The 14,599-nt window shown below is 41.4% G+C and carries 15 protein-coding genes and 2 rRNA genes; 9 read left to right on the forward strand and 8 right to left on the reverse strand.

Annotation, left to right across the window (positions count from 1 at the left end; genetic code table 11):
- Positions 1-20 precede the first annotated feature (20 nt).
- On the forward strand, positions 21-932 hold the full coding sequence (locus tag F2A31_RS13075; protein ID WP_075316221.1) for a bestrophin family protein: 912 nt from the start codon (positions 21-23) through the stop codon (positions 930-932).
- On the opposite strand, the gene F2A31_RS13080 is transcribed toward F2A31_RS13075, so the two are convergent.
- Entirely contained in the window at positions 927-1,802 is an 876-nt protein-coding gene (locus F2A31_RS13080) for a PHP domain-containing protein (protein WP_004637865.1), read from the reverse strand. The two genes, F2A31_RS13075 and F2A31_RS13080, sit on opposite strands and share 6 nt — an antisense overlap.
- A 45-nt stretch (positions 1,803-1,847) precedes the next feature.
- Between F2A31_RS13080 and F2A31_RS13085 the strand changes: the two genes are divergently transcribed.
- Genes F2A31_RS13085 through mnmC form a run of 4 tightly spaced genes read left to right on the forward strand, consistent with a single transcriptional unit; the run spans position 1,848 to position 5,126 of the window.
- Complete coding sequence (locus F2A31_RS13085) at positions 1,848-2,459, forward strand: inner membrane-spanning protein YciB (protein WP_100833228.1); 612 nt, start codon at positions 1,848-1,850, stop codon at positions 2,457-2,459.
- A 22-nt stretch (positions 2,460-2,481) separates the two neighbouring features.
- Positions 2,482-2,784 carry a YciI family protein gene (locus tag F2A31_RS13090; RefSeq protein ID WP_150026785.1) on the forward strand — a complete coding sequence of 101 codons (303 nt, stop codon included), beginning with the start codon at positions 2,482-2,484 and terminating at the stop codon, positions 2,782-2,784.
- Positions 2,785-2,787: 3 nt separating this feature from the next.
- Positions 2,788-3,201, forward strand: a complete 414-nt coding sequence (locus tag F2A31_RS13095; RefSeq protein ID WP_150026787.1) for a hypothetical protein — start codon at positions 2,788-2,790, stop codon at positions 3,199-3,201.
- Between the two features lie 17 nt (positions 3,202-3,218).
- Positions 3,219-5,126, forward strand: a complete 1,908-nt coding sequence (gene mnmC / locus F2A31_RS13100) for an FAD-dependent 5-carboxymethylaminomethyl-2-thiouridine(34) oxidoreductase MnmC (protein ID WP_150026789.1) — start codon at positions 3,219-3,221, stop codon at positions 5,124-5,126.
- 88 nt (positions 5,127-5,214) lie between these two features.
- Here mnmC and F2A31_RS13105 read toward each other — a convergent pair whose 3' ends face one another.
- A complete protein-coding gene (locus F2A31_RS13105; protein WP_150026791.1) occupies positions 5,215-5,529 on the reverse strand; it encodes a rhodanese-like domain-containing protein in 315 nt (104 codons plus the stop codon).
- Positions 5,530-5,619: 90 nt separating this feature from the next.
- Here F2A31_RS13105 and F2A31_RS13110 point away from each other — a divergent pair, with 90 nt between their 5' ends.
- Positions 5,620-6,108: a YajQ family cyclic di-GMP-binding protein gene (locus tag F2A31_RS13110; RefSeq protein WP_004637859.1), complete on the forward strand. Its 489-nt coding sequence runs from the start codon at positions 5,620-5,622 to the stop codon at positions 6,106-6,108.
- Between the two features lie 14 nt (positions 6,109-6,122).
- A complete protein-coding gene (locus F2A31_RS13115) occupies positions 6,123-6,617 on the forward strand; it encodes a DUF4442 domain-containing protein (protein WP_005085486.1) in 495 nt (164 codons plus the stop codon).
- Between the two features lie 55 nt (positions 6,618-6,672).
- Here the strand turns inward: F2A31_RS13115 and F2A31_RS13120 are convergent, their stop codons facing one another.
- Genes F2A31_RS13120 through F2A31_RS13135 form a run of 4 tightly spaced genes read right to left on the reverse strand, consistent with a single transcriptional unit; the run spans position 6,673 to position 8,961 of the window.
- The gene (locus F2A31_RS13120; RefSeq protein ID WP_150026793.1) at positions 6,673-7,152 is read right to left on the reverse strand and encodes a GAF domain-containing protein; all 480 of its coding nucleotides are present in this window, start codon (positions 7,150-7,152) and stop codon (positions 6,673-6,675) included.
- Between the two features lie 54 nt (positions 7,153-7,206).
- The gene (locus F2A31_RS13125; RefSeq protein WP_150026795.1) at positions 7,207-7,626 is read right to left on the reverse strand and encodes an acyl-CoA thioesterase; all 420 of its coding nucleotides are present in this window, start codon (positions 7,624-7,626) and stop codon (positions 7,207-7,209) included.
- A gap of 1 nt (position 7,627) precedes the next feature.
- The gene (gene trxC, locus F2A31_RS13130; RefSeq protein WP_150026797.1) at positions 7,628-8,065 is read right to left on the reverse strand and encodes a thioredoxin TrxC; all 438 of its coding nucleotides are present in this window, start codon (positions 8,063-8,065) and stop codon (positions 7,628-7,630) included.
- Positions 8,065-8,961: an alpha/beta hydrolase gene (locus tag F2A31_RS13135; protein ID WP_005085492.1), complete on the reverse strand. Its 897-nt coding sequence runs from the start codon at positions 8,959-8,961 to the stop codon at positions 8,065-8,067. The genes trxC and F2A31_RS13135 overlap by 1 nt, the downstream gene beginning before the upstream one ends.
- Positions 8,962-9,084: 123 nt before the next feature.
- Here F2A31_RS13135 and F2A31_RS13140 point away from each other — a divergent pair, with 123 nt between their 5' ends.
- The gene (locus F2A31_RS13140) at positions 9,085-9,420 is read left to right on the forward strand and encodes a TIGR01244 family sulfur transferase (protein WP_100833222.1); all 336 of its coding nucleotides are present in this window, start codon (positions 9,085-9,087) and stop codon (positions 9,418-9,420) included.
- Positions 9,421-9,802: 382 nt separating this feature from the next.
- Complete coding sequence (locus F2A31_RS13145) at positions 9,803-10,981, forward strand: hypothetical protein (RefSeq protein ID WP_150026799.1); 1,179 nt, start codon at positions 9,803-9,805, stop codon at positions 10,979-10,981.
- Between the two features lie 117 nt (positions 10,982-11,098).
- Here F2A31_RS13145 and rrf read toward each other — a convergent pair.
- Both rrf and F2A31_RS13155 read right to left on the reverse strand, forming a co-directional pair.
- A 5S ribosomal RNA gene (gene rrf / locus F2A31_RS13150) occupies positions 11,099-11,213 on the reverse strand.
- A gap of 241 nt (positions 11,214-11,454) precedes the next feature.
- Positions 11,455-14,346, reverse strand: a 23S ribosomal RNA gene (locus tag F2A31_RS13155).
- Positions 14,347-14,599: the final 253 nt, after the last annotated feature.

A 14,599-nucleotide genomic window follows, 5' to 3' on the forward strand; every position in this document is an offset into this window, starting at 1 on the left:
AAATTAATGATCCAAATAACATGATTGTTCGTGACCAGCCCAGTATTTTTAAAGTTTTATTTTCGTGGCGTGGGACGATTTTACCTAAAATTTTACCCTCACTCGGCTTTGTTATGCTGGTCTCAGCCATCATCGGTGGTATTGAGTATGTCAATTTATACCGCTTTCCTGAAATTCCGTTAGTTGGCTTCACTCTAATCGGCGTCGTACTCTCGATTTTCCTTGGTTTCAAGAATAGTGCTTGTTATGAACGTTGGTGGGAAGCGCGTAAACTGTGGGGTGTATTAATTGCCACAGCTCGGCATTTCGATCGTGATTGTCGTGTTCTAACCCAAGCGCGTCGTGAACGTGTAATCCAAAATGTGATTGTGTTTGCCAACGTTTTACGTGACCGTTTACGTCATCAAACTGCCAATCCTACAGAGCTGACTGAAACAAGTGGTTTAAGTCCGCAAGCGCTTACTCAACTCTATCAACAACAAAATGCGCCGCAGTACACACTCAGCTTAATCCAATGGGAGCTTTTACAAGCACTCAAAGAAGGCGAAATCACAGATATTATTTATACTCAAATGAATCAACATGTAGCAGCATTAAGTGAAATGCAGACAGGCTGTGATCGTATTGCGAATACCCCGATTCCATTTGCGTATTCTGTTTTACTGAATCGCACGGTGTATTTTTTCTGTGTCATGTTGCCGTTTAGCTTAGGCTCGTTATTAGGCTTAGTCACACCTCTTTTAGTTGGAATCTTGGCTTATACTTTTCTCGGTTTGGATGCATTAAGTACAGAAATCGAAGAACCCTTTGGTACACAAAGCAATGACTTACCATTAGATGCAATGGTACGTAACATTGAAATCGAGCTACTCGGTACTTTAGGTCGTCCGACTCCACCGCCGATTCAGGCACATGATCATAATTTATTATGATGTTGGATATTTAAATTGCTCCCAAACACCTCGTTGCCCTTCTTTAACTCGAGGTGTTTGTCCTAATTTAATCCAAGGCATATTGTCGCCATGAAAATCACTACCAATCGATACCGCTAAATCACATTGCTGAATCATTCGATCCACCATTTGTCGAGTCGAAGCTGGTTCTATACTTGGTGGCAACTCAACAGCATCACCACCGCTTGCAGCAAATAACTCAATCAGATAGCGGATATTGGTCGCAGAAAGATCATAACGTGTTGGGTGTGCTAACACGGCAAAGCCCTGACTGGCATGAATCACATCGATGGTTTCTTTTAATCCAACGCCATCAAACTTAACAAATGCTTTTTTGCCTTCTTTGAGAAAGCGATCAAATGCTTGTTGAGGGCGGCTCACGATATTCTTTTCGACCAAGGTTTTGGCAATATGTGTTCGTGTTACGCGATCCGCATGTCCATCAACTTTGGCAATCACCTCAGGATAAATATCAAAACCAATACATTTTTCCAATAAATCACAAATGACTTTTGCACGTTCGGCACGCACTTTCTTCTGCTGTTCCAGCAGTTCCCTGATTGGGGTTTCATCCTGCATATTCAAAGCGACAATATGCACCCCATAACTCTTTTTGGTATTTGGTCTAGACCATTGGCTTGATACCTCTACACCTGAAATCAGCCGAATATCATGATCTTGAGCATGCTCATCAAGATAACGCTGCGCCCGCGTTAAACCATCCATTGTGTCATGGTCAGTCACCGCTAAAGTATGAATTTTTAAATCCACAGCGGCTTGTACCAATTGCTCAGGAGAGTAGGTTCCATCTGAAATGAGCGTATGTGTATGTAAATCGACACCGAACATGGTTTGTATTATGCTATCTGACCTATTTCATCACTGTACTGTAACATGAAAGCGTTGCTCGACTATCTCCCTCTGATTATCTTCTTCTATTTTTATAAAACCACTGACCCTAAAGATAGTCAGCATCCATTGTTGGAATTGGTTGGCAGTACTGGCAATACCGATCAAAATCACATTCTTGTCGCAACCTGTGCCTTACTTATTTCCACATTGGTGGTGTATGGCTGCTTATTTTTATTCCAAAAATTTAAATTGGAAAAAATGCAGTGGTTTATTGTGGTCATGTCCGTCATTTTTGGTGGTATTACCTTAGCATTCAGTGATGTAACCTATATCAAATTAAAAGCGGTCATTATCAATGTCGGAATTGGTCTCGGTTTTTTGATTACCCCATTATTCAACAAAGAACGTATGCCGATTATCCAGAAAATGCTTGGCTCAGTATTGGAGCTCAGTAAAAAAGGCTGGATGAATCTAAACTGGGCATGGTGTGGTCAATTCTTCTTACTCGCAAGTTTGCATTATTTCTTCGGCTTTTTATTTTTAGATGGAAAATACTGGGGCGAATTCACTGCTTTTGGCGATATTATCGTTTCTCTCACTTACCTTGCTGTTATACTATTTTGCTTAAGAAAGTATTTTAAAACCACCACCTAATTTCCGTTATTGAGCCAATGCTATGCCCTATTTCGTACTCAGTTGTACTGATCGTGAAGGAACTTTAGAAAAACGTTTAGCAACACGCCCACAACATATAGAACGCCTACAAAAACTAGATGATGAAGGACGTTTGATTGCTGCTGGTGCTCACCCAATCGACCCCAATAATCCACAGGCTGGTTTTCTGGGCAGCACGATTATTGTTGAATTTGATAGCCGTGAAGCATTGGATGTGTGGATTGAAGAAGAACCATTTTTAAAAGAAGGAATTTACGAAAGTATTGACGTAAAACCTTTTAATAAAGCTTTTCCAAAAGGGTAAATCATGCGTATTGCACTACCAAGCTTATTCGCTCTAGGTTTACTCTTTAATACTACAGTTTGGGCTGTAGAAACAACATCGACAACAACGCCTACTGCTGGCGCATCAAGTACCACGAGACCACTCACAGCAGAACAGATTGCCAAAGCGAAACAACAGCAAGAAGCAAAAGTAAAAGCGCTGGTTCAAGATCAAGCCAATCGCTTAAAGCAACTTGAACACGCCAATCTTGAAGCCCTTGCACAAAATCAGGAATTGCAGTTAAAAAATGATAATTTAACAGTGCAAGTCCAAGTACTACAAAGTGAACGTAGTGCTCAGATGTTCTTGTATGGTGCTATGACGATCGCGGTAGGTGTCATTCTCGGCTTTTTTATTGCTAGCTATGTTTACACCAAACGTCGCCGTCAATGGTAAACACAATACTGTAATTTATGTCTCACTCATCAAAAATACAAACCGCTGAATTGGATTGGGAAATGGTCGATGGTATTGACCTTCCCATTTCTAAACAGTTTGGCGATGTCTACTTTTCCAAAGATAATGGTTTACTCGAAACTCGCCATGTATTTTTAAATGGCAATGATTTAAACGAGCGCCTATCACAACTCAACGACTATCAATATTTCTGTGTGGGTGAAACGGGTTTTGGTACAGGTTTAAATATTTTAACCTTGTGGCAACTCTGGCAACAGATTCGTCCAAATAACCACAGCCATTTACATGTCATTAGTGTAGAAAAATTTCCGCTTCGCCGAACTGATTTGATCCGAGCGCTGAATGCTTGGCCAGAGTTAGCACCTCTAGCACAAAAACTCATTGCACAATATCCCCTGCCTATTGCAGGATGTCATCGTCTTAGTTTTCCAGAGGAAAGATTTAGCATCGATTTGTGGTTAGGTGACGCACAAGATATTTTCCCAAATATCCCTAAAACACAAACTGTTAATGCATGGTTTCTCGATGGTTTTGCACCTTCTTGTAACCCAGACATGTGGCAAGAAAATGTGCTGAATAATATCGTACGTTTATCTGATTTTGGAACGACCTTTGCATCCTTTAGTGTAGCTGGTGTACTCAAACGAGGACTGAAACAACATGGTATTAAAATCAGTCGTCCACGTGGTTTTGGTCATAAAAGAGAAATGCTCAAAGCGATTTGGCTCGATCAAGCATCCTCGGAAACGCATTCGATCGATTCAATAAAAACAGTCATTCATGCTCAGAATGATCAAATACCCCAGTTCACCAAACAACAGAAAATCGCAATTATCGGCGCAGGAATTGCGGGTTTAAGCACAGCATGGGCATTTGCACAGCGTGGTCATCAAATCACGATCTACGAGCAAAATGAGCCACTCTCAGGCGCATCTGGTAATCCTCTTGCCTTACTCAATCCAAAATTATGTCCAATCGAGCAGGCACATGAACATTTGATGACCTTAAGCTGGCAACATGCATTGAATTTTTATGCACGTTTCAAAGCTTTTCGAGCCATTCAAGTTGAGCAAATGGCCTTAAAGAATCCAGATGAACTGTTGCAGCTAGCCGAACAATATCCTGATCAAGTATTAACGACTCATACATCGGCTGAAATTAGGCCTCAAACAGAATTTCCGAGTTTGACGTTACAACAAGCAGGTGCCGTGGCACCACATCAGCTCCGTGATGAAATCTTACAACATCCCAACATTGCTGTGAAAAAAGCCAAAGTTTCACGCTTAAATAGCATAGGAACACAAACCGAGCTATGGCAAGATCAACACCATCTTGCCACTGCCGATCACGTCATTGTTTGTTGCGCAAAACAAAGTGCAGCATTGTTTGACCATTATCCTGTTTTAAAACCGATTCGTGGGCAAGTGAGCTGGGTTAAAAATACCAATCAAGCATTATCTCTTGAACAAGCCTATAGCTATGGTGGCTATTGCATGCAATTGGATTCATCACAATTGATCTTAGGTGCATCCTTTTATCCGAATCGTGATGACACTGAAGTTTTGCTTGAAGATCATGTGCATAACTACCAACTTATCCACAGTATCTTTCCAACATATGCAGAGCAACTTCCCGCAACAGATACTTGGCAAGGTCGAGCATCAGTTCGTGCACAAACTTTGGATTACTTTCCGTTGGTAGGCAAGATACAAAACGATCCATCTATTTATACGTTTGCGGGTTTAGGTTCCAAAGGTTTCTTATTTGCGCCATTATGCAGTGAAATCTTGGTAGCATTGGTATTAGGTGAACTTTGCCCTGTACCGCAAAGCCTATTGAGTAAACTCGATCCTCAACGCTTTCAAAAGAAAGCTAAAGTAAAAAAACCGTATTATTCAGGTTAAATTATTATTCATTTATAACGATGACTTAAATCTGTTTTTTTAAATTTGCCAAAATACATAATGTATCTTGGCAAATTTTAGGGTTCTTTTAAGCACCTTGCTCCAAAGGCAAGCCGGCATCACGTGCTGCACGTGTTCCGCCCATGAGAACCACATATTCACGAGAACTATCAATCCCTTCCAATAACTCTGCCGCACGTGGGGCTTTACTGCCACCACCACATAGAATATAAATCGGCTGATCCGCTGCAACTTGAGTCAAACTATCCGCATTTAACTCAGCAATTGGACGATTCATCGCCCCTTTTACATGAGCCTCTGCATACGCTTTGGTATCTCGGACATCCCAAATGACAGCGCCTTCTGGGAACTCAAATGTTGTAATTTCTTGTTTACGGATCATTGTGCACTCCTTTGATGTAAACAACACTTGGCAAATGAAGAAAACCCCCTTAGCATCTCAGATATTCTTTCCCTTTGTAAAGGTCTAACCATGCCTTCTTTTGATATTGTTTCTGAATTAGAGTTATTTGAAGTCAATCATGCTGTGCAAAACACACAAAAAGAGATTGGTACTCGTTTTGACTTTCGTGGACAAGACGTTTCGATTGAGTTAAATGAGAAAAATAAAGAAATTAAAATCTCAACTGAAAGTGACTTCCAATGTGAGCAAGTTTATACCATGCTTGAAAATCACTTCTACAAGCGTAAAGTAGATGTACAAGCTTTAGATCCTCAAAAAGCAACGGCTTCGGGCAAACATGTTGTTCAAGTGATCAAGCTTAAGGATGGACTTGACTCAGATACTGCAAAAAAAATTAATAAAGCCATTAAAGAAAGTGGCATCAAAGCGCAATCTTCTATCCAAGGAGACAAAATCCGTGTCACGGACAAAAAGCGCGATACTTTACAGCAAGTGATGAACTTTTTACGTGAACAACAATTTGGTCTACCACTGCAATTTAATAATTTCAAAGACTAAGCAATAGGTTCGCTATGGCAAAAGATAACCGCCTTTATACGCTGGTTAAAACCACTTCTAAATTTCCGAAAAGCATCCGTAGCACGCTATGGAGTAAAGCCTTTGGTCGTGTTGTCCCAATGGTTGGAACTGCAAATATTCGCTATTTAGAAGTGGATAAAGACCATGTCACAGTTCGTATCGAAAACCAACGTAATATGCAAAATCATATTAAAGGTGTTCATGCAGCTGCAATGGCGTTATTGGCTGAAACAGCAACAGGCTTCTTAACAGGCTTACATGTACCCGATAATCGTATTTTATTGATTAAATCGTTACATGTAGATTATTTGAAAGTGGCACAAGGTGGTTTGACTGCAACAGCAACATTATCAGCCGATCAACAAAAGTTTATCGCTGACAATGAAAAAGGCGAGTTATTGATTCCCGTGACCGTTATTGATGATTCTGGCAATGAGCCCATCCAATGCCAAATGCTTTGGGCTTGGCTGCCAAAACGTAAGAAATAAGCCCCAAAATCAAAATAAAGCCCATCTGAAATGGGCTTTATTTTTTTATAGCAGGTTAAATAAAGGTCTCAATAATAATGATCAATTGCTGTAGGTATTCAGCATCTATCTCATCAAATTGATTCAGTTCTTCACTATCAATATCCAGAACAGCAACACACTCACCATTTTTGATGACAGGTAACACAATTTCCGATCTTGAAGCAGAGCTACATGCAATGTGTCCTGGAAACTGATCTACATCAGGTACAATCATTACTTGCTGTTGTTGCCACGCAGTACCACACACGCCACGGCCTTTGGCTATACGAGTACATGCAATCGGCCCTTGAAATGGTCCCAATACTAATTCATTTTGTTTAACAAGATAAAAGCCAATCCACAGCCAATCAAATTGTTGTTTTAACGCAGCACAAATATTCGCAAGATTGGCGATCACATCAGACTCACCCTCAACAATTGCCTGAATTTGCGGAATAATACTTTGATATTGCTCAGCCTTATCACCTTGCTGTAAAACTAACTCTTCAGCCATTCTCTTTATTCCAAATAAAATATTTTTAGCGCATTACTAATCACAAAATGTAACTTATTCAGTTGTTGCAAAACCCTGTTTAATCTCTTCTGCAATCACACGCTTATTACCATTTACATCAACTGCCACAAAAGTAAATACACCTTCCGTAATACGAACAGGCTTACGAGAGTCATCATGGCTATTCCACACTTCAATTTGGACTTGTACTGAAGTGTTACCCACTTTCAAAATTTTGGTATAACAACTAATCACATTCCCTACCTTCACAGGAACAAGAAAACTCATCTGATTAATTGCAATGGTTGCACAACGCCCTTTACTCAACCGCTCAACGTGAATTGCACCTGCTAAATCCATCTGTGAAACAATCCACCCACCAAACACATCTCCACTCCAGTTGGTATCTGCTGGCATTGCAATTGTCTGTAACGATAAAGTTCCTTCTGGCTGGTTTGGGCGCTCCGTCGTCATATTAATGTCCTTGATGTTGTTGTAATTGCTGGTCTAACCATTGTTGTAACTCTGTCGCCCGTAAAGCACCACTAACTCTTGCCAACTCTGTCGTTTTATTCATTAAAACCAGTGTTGGAATACTACGAACATTAAATGCAGCACTCAAACGAGGATTTGCCTCAGTATCAATTTTTGCAAAAATGACATAAGGATTTTGCTTAGCAACCTGAGCAAAATGCGGTGCCATCATTTTACAAGGACCACACCATTCAGCCCACAGATCAATCAAAACAGGGAGATCATTATTGCTAATAAAATGACTAAAATTTTGTTCGTTTAACTCGATGGGCGTTAAAGGTAATAAAGCTTGATGACATTGACCACAATTTGGATGAACAGCTAGCTTTTCTTCAGGAACACGATTTTTTGCACCACAGGATGTACAGACAATAATCATCACATCACTCCAATATGTTGATGTAAAAATTCTAATTGGGTTGTGACCGCTTTTTCAAACCAAGAACCATGATAAATATCAAAATGCTTCATTTCCCACTCATGATAGCTCACAAAAGGGGCGATATTGGTTGCGGCCTCACGACTAGATGCGATGGGAATCAAACTATCTTGTTTTGCTGCAATGAATAAAACTGGAATATTTATCTTGCGTACATACTGAATAGGACGATAGCGCATTAAATTAAAAAAAACACGAGCAGGAACTTCCCCACTCCAATAATAATCAGGATTCACAATGGAATGATAGCCATAATAACTATCAGAGGTTGGTAGAAAACATAATTTATATTGGTCTACAACAGGTAATGTCTTTGGTACTAACCCCATTTTTGATCCCATATAATCTTGGCTAGAACGCTTTAACGCTTCGGGATAACGCTGGAGTGGATAAAGTTTAGCGGTTTCAGCACCATCAACATAAGGCACTTGTACCATGACAGCTTGAATATTTTTTAGATCCGTGGCCAAACTCAGGGCATATCCACCACTTAAAGAGGTTCCCCAAAGAATGATTCGTCTGTTATCAATCAACTTACAATTTGATGCAAACTGAACAATCGTCTTCCAGTCATCAAGCTGAGCAGTTAAAGAGACTAACTCTCTAGGCTTTCCTGTACTCCCCCCCCAATAGCGATAATCAAATAAAATGACCGCATATCCTGCTTTTGCAAACCGCTGAGCATATTGAACTAATTTAAATTGACGCAAACCAGCAAACCCATGAGCCATGATAATAACTGCTGGCTTAATGTTAGATTTGGGAAGATAAAAATCTGCTGCGATTGTTTCATCACCACTCGGAACATACAACGGCTCAACGGTATAGGTGTGCATGCGCGCTCCATTTCATTATCTTTTTACTGAACATCACTTATTTGTTATAGACATTTAAACTCAAGATCAAGCTTAATGCTATGATAGAGCATAAAATGTTTTGTTTGTTTTTGGAGTGACAAGATGTCAGAGAATGTAGGTTTTGCAGGTCAAATTGGCCCAGAACACGTAGAACAAGTTGTTGAAAAAGGCTTTAAATCTATTATTAACAACCGTCCTGATATGGAAGGTGGCCCTGAACAACCAACCAGTGCTCAGATCGAAGAATCAGCACGCAATGCAGGATTAGATTATGTCTATCAACCTGTCGTTGCTGGTCAGATTACTGAACTCGACGTCCGTACTTTCGCCAATCATTATAATGAACTCCCAAAACCAATCTTAATGTTCTGCCGCACTGGCAATCGCTCGAACAATTTATACCAACTCGCCAAACAAATGGATTTGTTGGATGATTAATTAATTTTTATGAAAATTATAATCACATCACATTTTAAATTTGTTTTCGCTATTAACTTGGTTAAATCAAAGAAATAGCCAATACATTTAAGTGATTTAAATAGTGCTGAGATTTCATCTAGATGATTTAATCAGCACTATTTTTAATGTATGCTAGCATAGTTAATTTAGAGCGATTAAATTCAAATTATTATTTGCGAGCCACTAAAGTTAAATAAACAATGGTATCTAAACTTTAAATACCTCCAATGTTTTAGTGATTATGAACACCAAAATGGACTTAGTTTGAGACAGAATTAAAATATCGGTCACCTGTCACTATCGCAAGTAATTATGAAATATTAATAACTCTACATTTCACATAATTAATTTGGGGAAGTCTATGAAGTTTATTAAGGGGACACTTGCCGTTGCTTTGACCAGCATAATTACAGCTTGTGGCGGCGGTGGAAGTAAAGGTTACTATGGTAACAGCGGCGGTAATAACACGGAACAACCACCTGTTACCTCTCCAGAATTAGAAGCTGCAGCTACTACGTTAGCATCTTTAAAAAAAGAAGGAAAATTCTTATTTGGCAACTACGATGCTAGTGATAGCAGCATATCTAAAGGCTATATTGACCATGCACTGGATACCTTTGCTCAAGGTCCATTACAACTCACAGTTGATGCGAAAAAGTTATTTGATCAAGATAAATCTTATTTCACTTATCATGCAACGTGTTTTGGCGGTGAAGGCAATCAAATTTATGAAAACACACCTTGCTATGCTCTAGAAGGTGAGGAGAATATTAAGACTGCACTTAATACAATCGCCCCCAATAGATATAATGATTGGGATTTTAAAATCACGAAAGAGCAACTCAATTCACTTAAAATTACACCAGAACAAATTAAAAAGTTTACAGGTGATACATTCATTTTGATTTTTGATAATCAAAATGCAGATAAGGCTTGGAATGACATATGGATTGCGGGTGTATTTGGTTATCCTTATCAACAATCTTGGGGCTTGACACAATCTAACCAATTACGTGTTGTCTCCATGAATGGTGAAGGCCAATATAATGTCACTGTTTCCCATCCAGATGAAGAAAGTAAAACTTATGGTGCATTAAGCATTTATAAAGATCCAAAAAGTTTAGATGGAGATTTATTCGTTTTACAAAATGATTCCAGTTTCGATGTTCTCATTAATGATAATCCAAGTACACCAGATCTAGAACCCGTATCCTTTGTTGTAAATTCTATACCTGGTGATGCAACGGCTCTTGCAACTTATCGCATTAAGTCTTCGGGGGATAAAGTATTAAATATCCCAAGTGTTTCAGCGATTTCAGGCTCTCGCATTACGAATGAAGGACCTTCAAATAATTTACAAAGTTTTACAGGTAGTGTGTATTTAGAAGGCTCTGATATCTTTACGTTTAAGAAATCATTAAATGGGACCATGCTAAAATTTAAACATATTTTTAATGATATTACTTTTGAAGGTAGCTCTATTAATCATAATGGTACTGTAAAGACAACATTGACTAAACCAACAAACCTTCAATATTAAGTTTATAAAATTGAAGTGATAAGGCTCAGCAATTGGGCCTTAACTTTTTAAACATGATTTTTCATACGCTAATAAAAAACACCCCCAGCCATTAGGTTGGGGGTGTTTGAATTTAAAAGCTGGCGATGACTTACTCTCACATGGCAAGTGCCACACTACCATCAGCGCGAAGAGGTTTCACTTCTGAGTTCGGGAAGGGATCAGGTGGTTCACTCTTGCTATTGTCGCCAGCAAACTGTTTTGGCTTTGGGTGGTCTTACTTTTAAACTTATTATTAAGTTCATGCCACTTAGTACCGAAAGAGTTATTAACGGATTAGTAGAACATAAAGCATAGCTTTATGTCTTGCGCTCGGGCAAAGATTATTAATCTTTGCTTATCCTCGCTCATGAGTCTGTATTGTAACTAGTTTTAACACTAAATCAAGTTATGTATTGAATTTATCTTGAATACAACAACTGTTTGGGTGTTGTATAGTCAAGCCTCACGAGCAATTAGTATTGGTCAGCTTCACACGTCACCGTGCTTCCACACCCAACCTATCAACGTCCTAGTCTCGAACGGCTCTTTAGAGGAATAAATTCCTAGGGAAATCTTATCTTGAGGTAGGCTTCCCGCTTAGATGCTTTCAGCGGTTATCCCTTCCGAACATAGCTACCCGGCGATGCGACTGGCGTCACAACCGGTACACCAGAGGTTCGTCCACTCTGGTCCTCTCGTACTAGGAGCAGATCCTCTCAAATTTCCAGCGCCCACGGTAGATAGGGACCGAACTGTCTCACGACGTTCTAAACCCAGCTCGCGTACCTCTTTAAATGGCGAACAGCCATACCCTTGGGACCTGCTTCAGCCCCAGGATGAGATGAGCCGACATCGAGGTGCCAAACACCGCCGTCGATATGAACTCTTGGGCGGTATCAGCCTGTTATCCCCAGAGTACCTTTTATCCGTTGAGCGATGGCCCTTCCATACAGAACCACCGGATCACTAAGACCTACTTTCGTACCTGCTCGACTTGTGGGTCTCGCAGTTAAGCGCGCTTTTGCCTTTATACTCTACGCGTGATTTCCGACCACGCTGAGCGCACCTTCGTACTCCTCCGTTACTCTTTAGGAGGAGACCGCCCCAGTCAAACTACCCACCAGACATGGTCCTCGTCCCGGATTACGGGACAGAGTTAGAACCTCAACATTACCAGGGTGGTATTTCAAGGACGGCTCCATTGGAACTAGCGTTCCAACTTCAAAGCCTCCCACCTATCCTACACAAGTAAGGTCAAAGTTCAATGTCAAGCTGCAGTAAAGGTTCACGGGGTCTTTCCGTCTAGCCGCGGGTACACTGCATCTTCACAGCGATTTCGATTTCACTGAGCCTCTGCTGGAGACAGCGCCGCCATCATTATGCCATTCGTGCAGGTCGGAACTTACCCGACAAGGAATTTCGCTACCTTAGGACCGTTATAGTTACGGCCGCCGTTTACTGGGGCTTCGATCAAGAGCTTCGCTTACGCTAACCCCATCAATTAACCTTCCAGCACCGGGCAGGCATCACACCCTATACGTCCACTTTCGTGTTTGCAGAGTGCTATGTTTTTAATAAACAGTTGCAGCGGCCTGGTTTCTGTGGCTGCCAATAGCTCAGGGAGCAAGTCCCATCACCGTCAGCAGCGTACCTTCTCCCGAAGTTACGGTACCATTTTGCCTAGTTCCTTCAGCAGAGTTCTCTCAAGCGCTTTGGTCTACTCGACCTGACCACCTGTGTCGGTTTCGGGTACGATTCCTGTGTAACTGAAGCTTAGAGACTTTTCCTGGAAGCATGGTATCAGCCACTTCACTGTACAAGTACAGCTTGCTATCAGTTCTCAGCATAGAGTACCCCGGATTTGCCTAAGATACATGCCTACAACCTTCCACCTGGACAACCAACGCCAGGCTGACTTAACCTTCTCCGTCCTCTCATCGCATTACACAGAAGTATTGGAATATTAACCAATTTCCCATCGACTACGCCTCTCGGCCTCGCCTTAGGGGTCGACTCACCCAGCCCCGATTAACGTTGGACTGGAACCCTTGGTCTTTCAGCGAACGGGTTTTTCACCCGTTTTGTCGTTACTCACGTCAGCATTCGCACTTCTGATACCTCCAGCATACTTCTCAATACACCTTCATCGGCTTACAGAACGCTCCCCTACCACTTGACTAAAAGTCAAATCCGCAGCTTCGGCACATAGTTTTAGCCCCGTTACATCTTCCGCGCAGGCCGACTCGACTAGTGAGCTATTACGCTTTCTTTAAAGGGTGGCTGCTTCTAAGCCAACCTCCTAGCTGTCTATGCCTTCCCACATCGTTTCCCACTTAACTATGATTTTGGGGCCTTAGCTGGCGGTCTGGATTGTTTTCCTCTTGACTACGGACGTTAGCACCCGCAGTCTGTCTCCCGGATAGTACTCATCGGTATTCGGAGTTTGCATCGGTTTGGTAAGTCGGGATGACCCCCTAGCCGAAACAGTGCTCTACCCCCAATGGTATTCGTCCGAGGCGCTACCTAAATAGCTTTCGGGGAGAACCAGCTATCACCAGGCTTGATTAGCCTTTCACCCCTATCCACAAGTCATCCCCTGGCTTTTCAACGACAGTGGGTTCGGTCCTCCAGTTAGTGTTACCCAACCTTCAACCTGCTCATGGATAGATCGCCTGGTTTCGGGTCTATACCCAGCAACTATACGCCCTATTAAGACTCGATTTCTCTACGGCTCCCCTATGCGGTTAACCTCGCTACTGAATATAAGTCGCTGACCCATTATACAAAAGGTACGCAGTCACACCACGAAGGTGCTCCCACTGCTTGTATGCATGCGGTTTCAGGATCTATTTCACTCCCCTCACAGGGGTTCTTTTCGCCTTTCCCTCACGGTACTGGTTCACTATCGGTCAGTCAGGAGTATTTAGCCTTGGAGGATGGTCCCCCCATATTCAGACAAGGTTTCACGTGCCTCGCCCTACTCGTCATCATTGTGTGTGCCCTTTCGTGTACGGGAATATCACCCTCTACGTTCGCACTTCCCAGAGCGTTCCACTAGAACACACACAACTTAATGGGCTGATCCCCGTTCGCTCGCCGCTACTAAGGGAATCTCAATTGATTTCTTTTCCTAAGGGTACTGAGATGTTTCACTTCCCCTCGTTCGCTTCAATAACCTATGTATTCAGTTATTGATACCCGCCTTTTAGCGGGTGGGTTCCCCCATTCAGATATCTCCGGATCAAAGGATATTTGCCGCCTCCCCGGAGCTTTTCGCAGGCTATCACGTCTTTCATCGCCTCTGACTGCCAAGGCATCCACCACATGCACTTAATTACTTGACTATACAACCCCAAACAGTCGTTAACACATACAAGTGAGTGTTATCGTTGCAAACTTAATTGCTACTGGTTTGTTGTCTGTGAACTTAATCACCATACAGCTTCAATCTAAATTCATATACCAAAACGCTTGATTCAGTGTTTTTGCTAGTTCTCAATTTCATTCTTTCGAATGAATTGAGTGAACAATTTATTTCAGACTCAATTCTACTAATCTGTTAATGATTAACTACAGCCTCGTCAGCTTGCAGTAAAC

The sequence above is a fragment of the Acinetobacter suaedae genome, assembly GCF_008630915.1.
In the GTDB taxonomy this organism is placed as follows: domain Bacteria; phylum Pseudomonadota; class Gammaproteobacteria; order Pseudomonadales; family Moraxellaceae; genus Acinetobacter; species Acinetobacter suaedae.

Coding starts and splice junctions, on each gene's coding strand:
- F2A31_RS13075 (WP_075316221.1), top strand. CDS start 21: ATGATTGTTCGTGACCAGCCCAGTATTTTTAAAGTTTTATTTTCGTGG.
- F2A31_RS13080 (WP_004637865.1), bottom strand. CDS start 1,802: ATGTTCGGTGTCGATTTACATACACATACGCTCATTTCAGATGGAACC.
- F2A31_RS13085 (WP_100833228.1), top strand. CDS start 1,848: ATGAAAGCGTTGCTCGACTATCTCCCTCTGATTATCTTCTTCTATTTT.
- F2A31_RS13090 (WP_150026785.1), top strand. CDS start 2,482: ATGCCCTATTTCGTACTCAGTTGTACTGATCGTGAAGGAACTTTAGAA.
- F2A31_RS13095 (WP_150026787.1), top strand. CDS start 2,788: ATGCGTATTGCACTACCAAGCTTATTCGCTCTAGGTTTACTCTTTAAT.
- mnmC (WP_150026789.1), top strand. CDS start 3,219: ATGTCTCACTCATCAAAAATACAAACCGCTGAATTGGATTGGGAAATG.
- F2A31_RS13105 (WP_150026791.1), bottom strand. CDS start 5,529: ATGATCCGTAAACAAGAAATTACAACATTTGAGTTCCCAGAAGGCGCT.
- F2A31_RS13110 (WP_004637859.1), top strand. CDS start 5,620: ATGCCTTCTTTTGATATTGTTTCTGAATTAGAGTTATTTGAAGTCAAT.
- F2A31_RS13115 (WP_005085486.1), top strand. CDS start 6,123: ATGGCAAAAGATAACCGCCTTTATACGCTGGTTAAAACCACTTCTAAA.
- F2A31_RS13120 (WP_150026793.1), bottom strand. CDS start 7,152: ATGGCTGAAGAGTTAGTTTTACAGCAAGGTGATAAGGCTGAGCAATAT.
- F2A31_RS13125 (WP_150026795.1), bottom strand. CDS start 7,626: ATGACGACGGAGCGCCCAAACCAGCCAGAAGGAACTTTATCGTTACAG.
- trxC (WP_150026797.1), bottom strand. CDS start 8,065: ATGATTATTGTCTGTACATCCTGTGGTGCAAAAAATCGTGTTCCTGAA.
- F2A31_RS13135 (WP_005085492.1), bottom strand. CDS start 8,961: ATGCACACCTATACCGTTGAGCCGTTGTATGTTCCGAGTGGTGATGAA.
- F2A31_RS13140 (WP_100833222.1), top strand. CDS start 9,085: ATGTCAGAGAATGTAGGTTTTGCAGGTCAAATTGGCCCAGAACACGTA.
- F2A31_RS13145 (WP_150026799.1), top strand. CDS start 9,803: ATGAAGTTTATTAAGGGGACACTTGCCGTTGCTTTGACCAGCATAATT.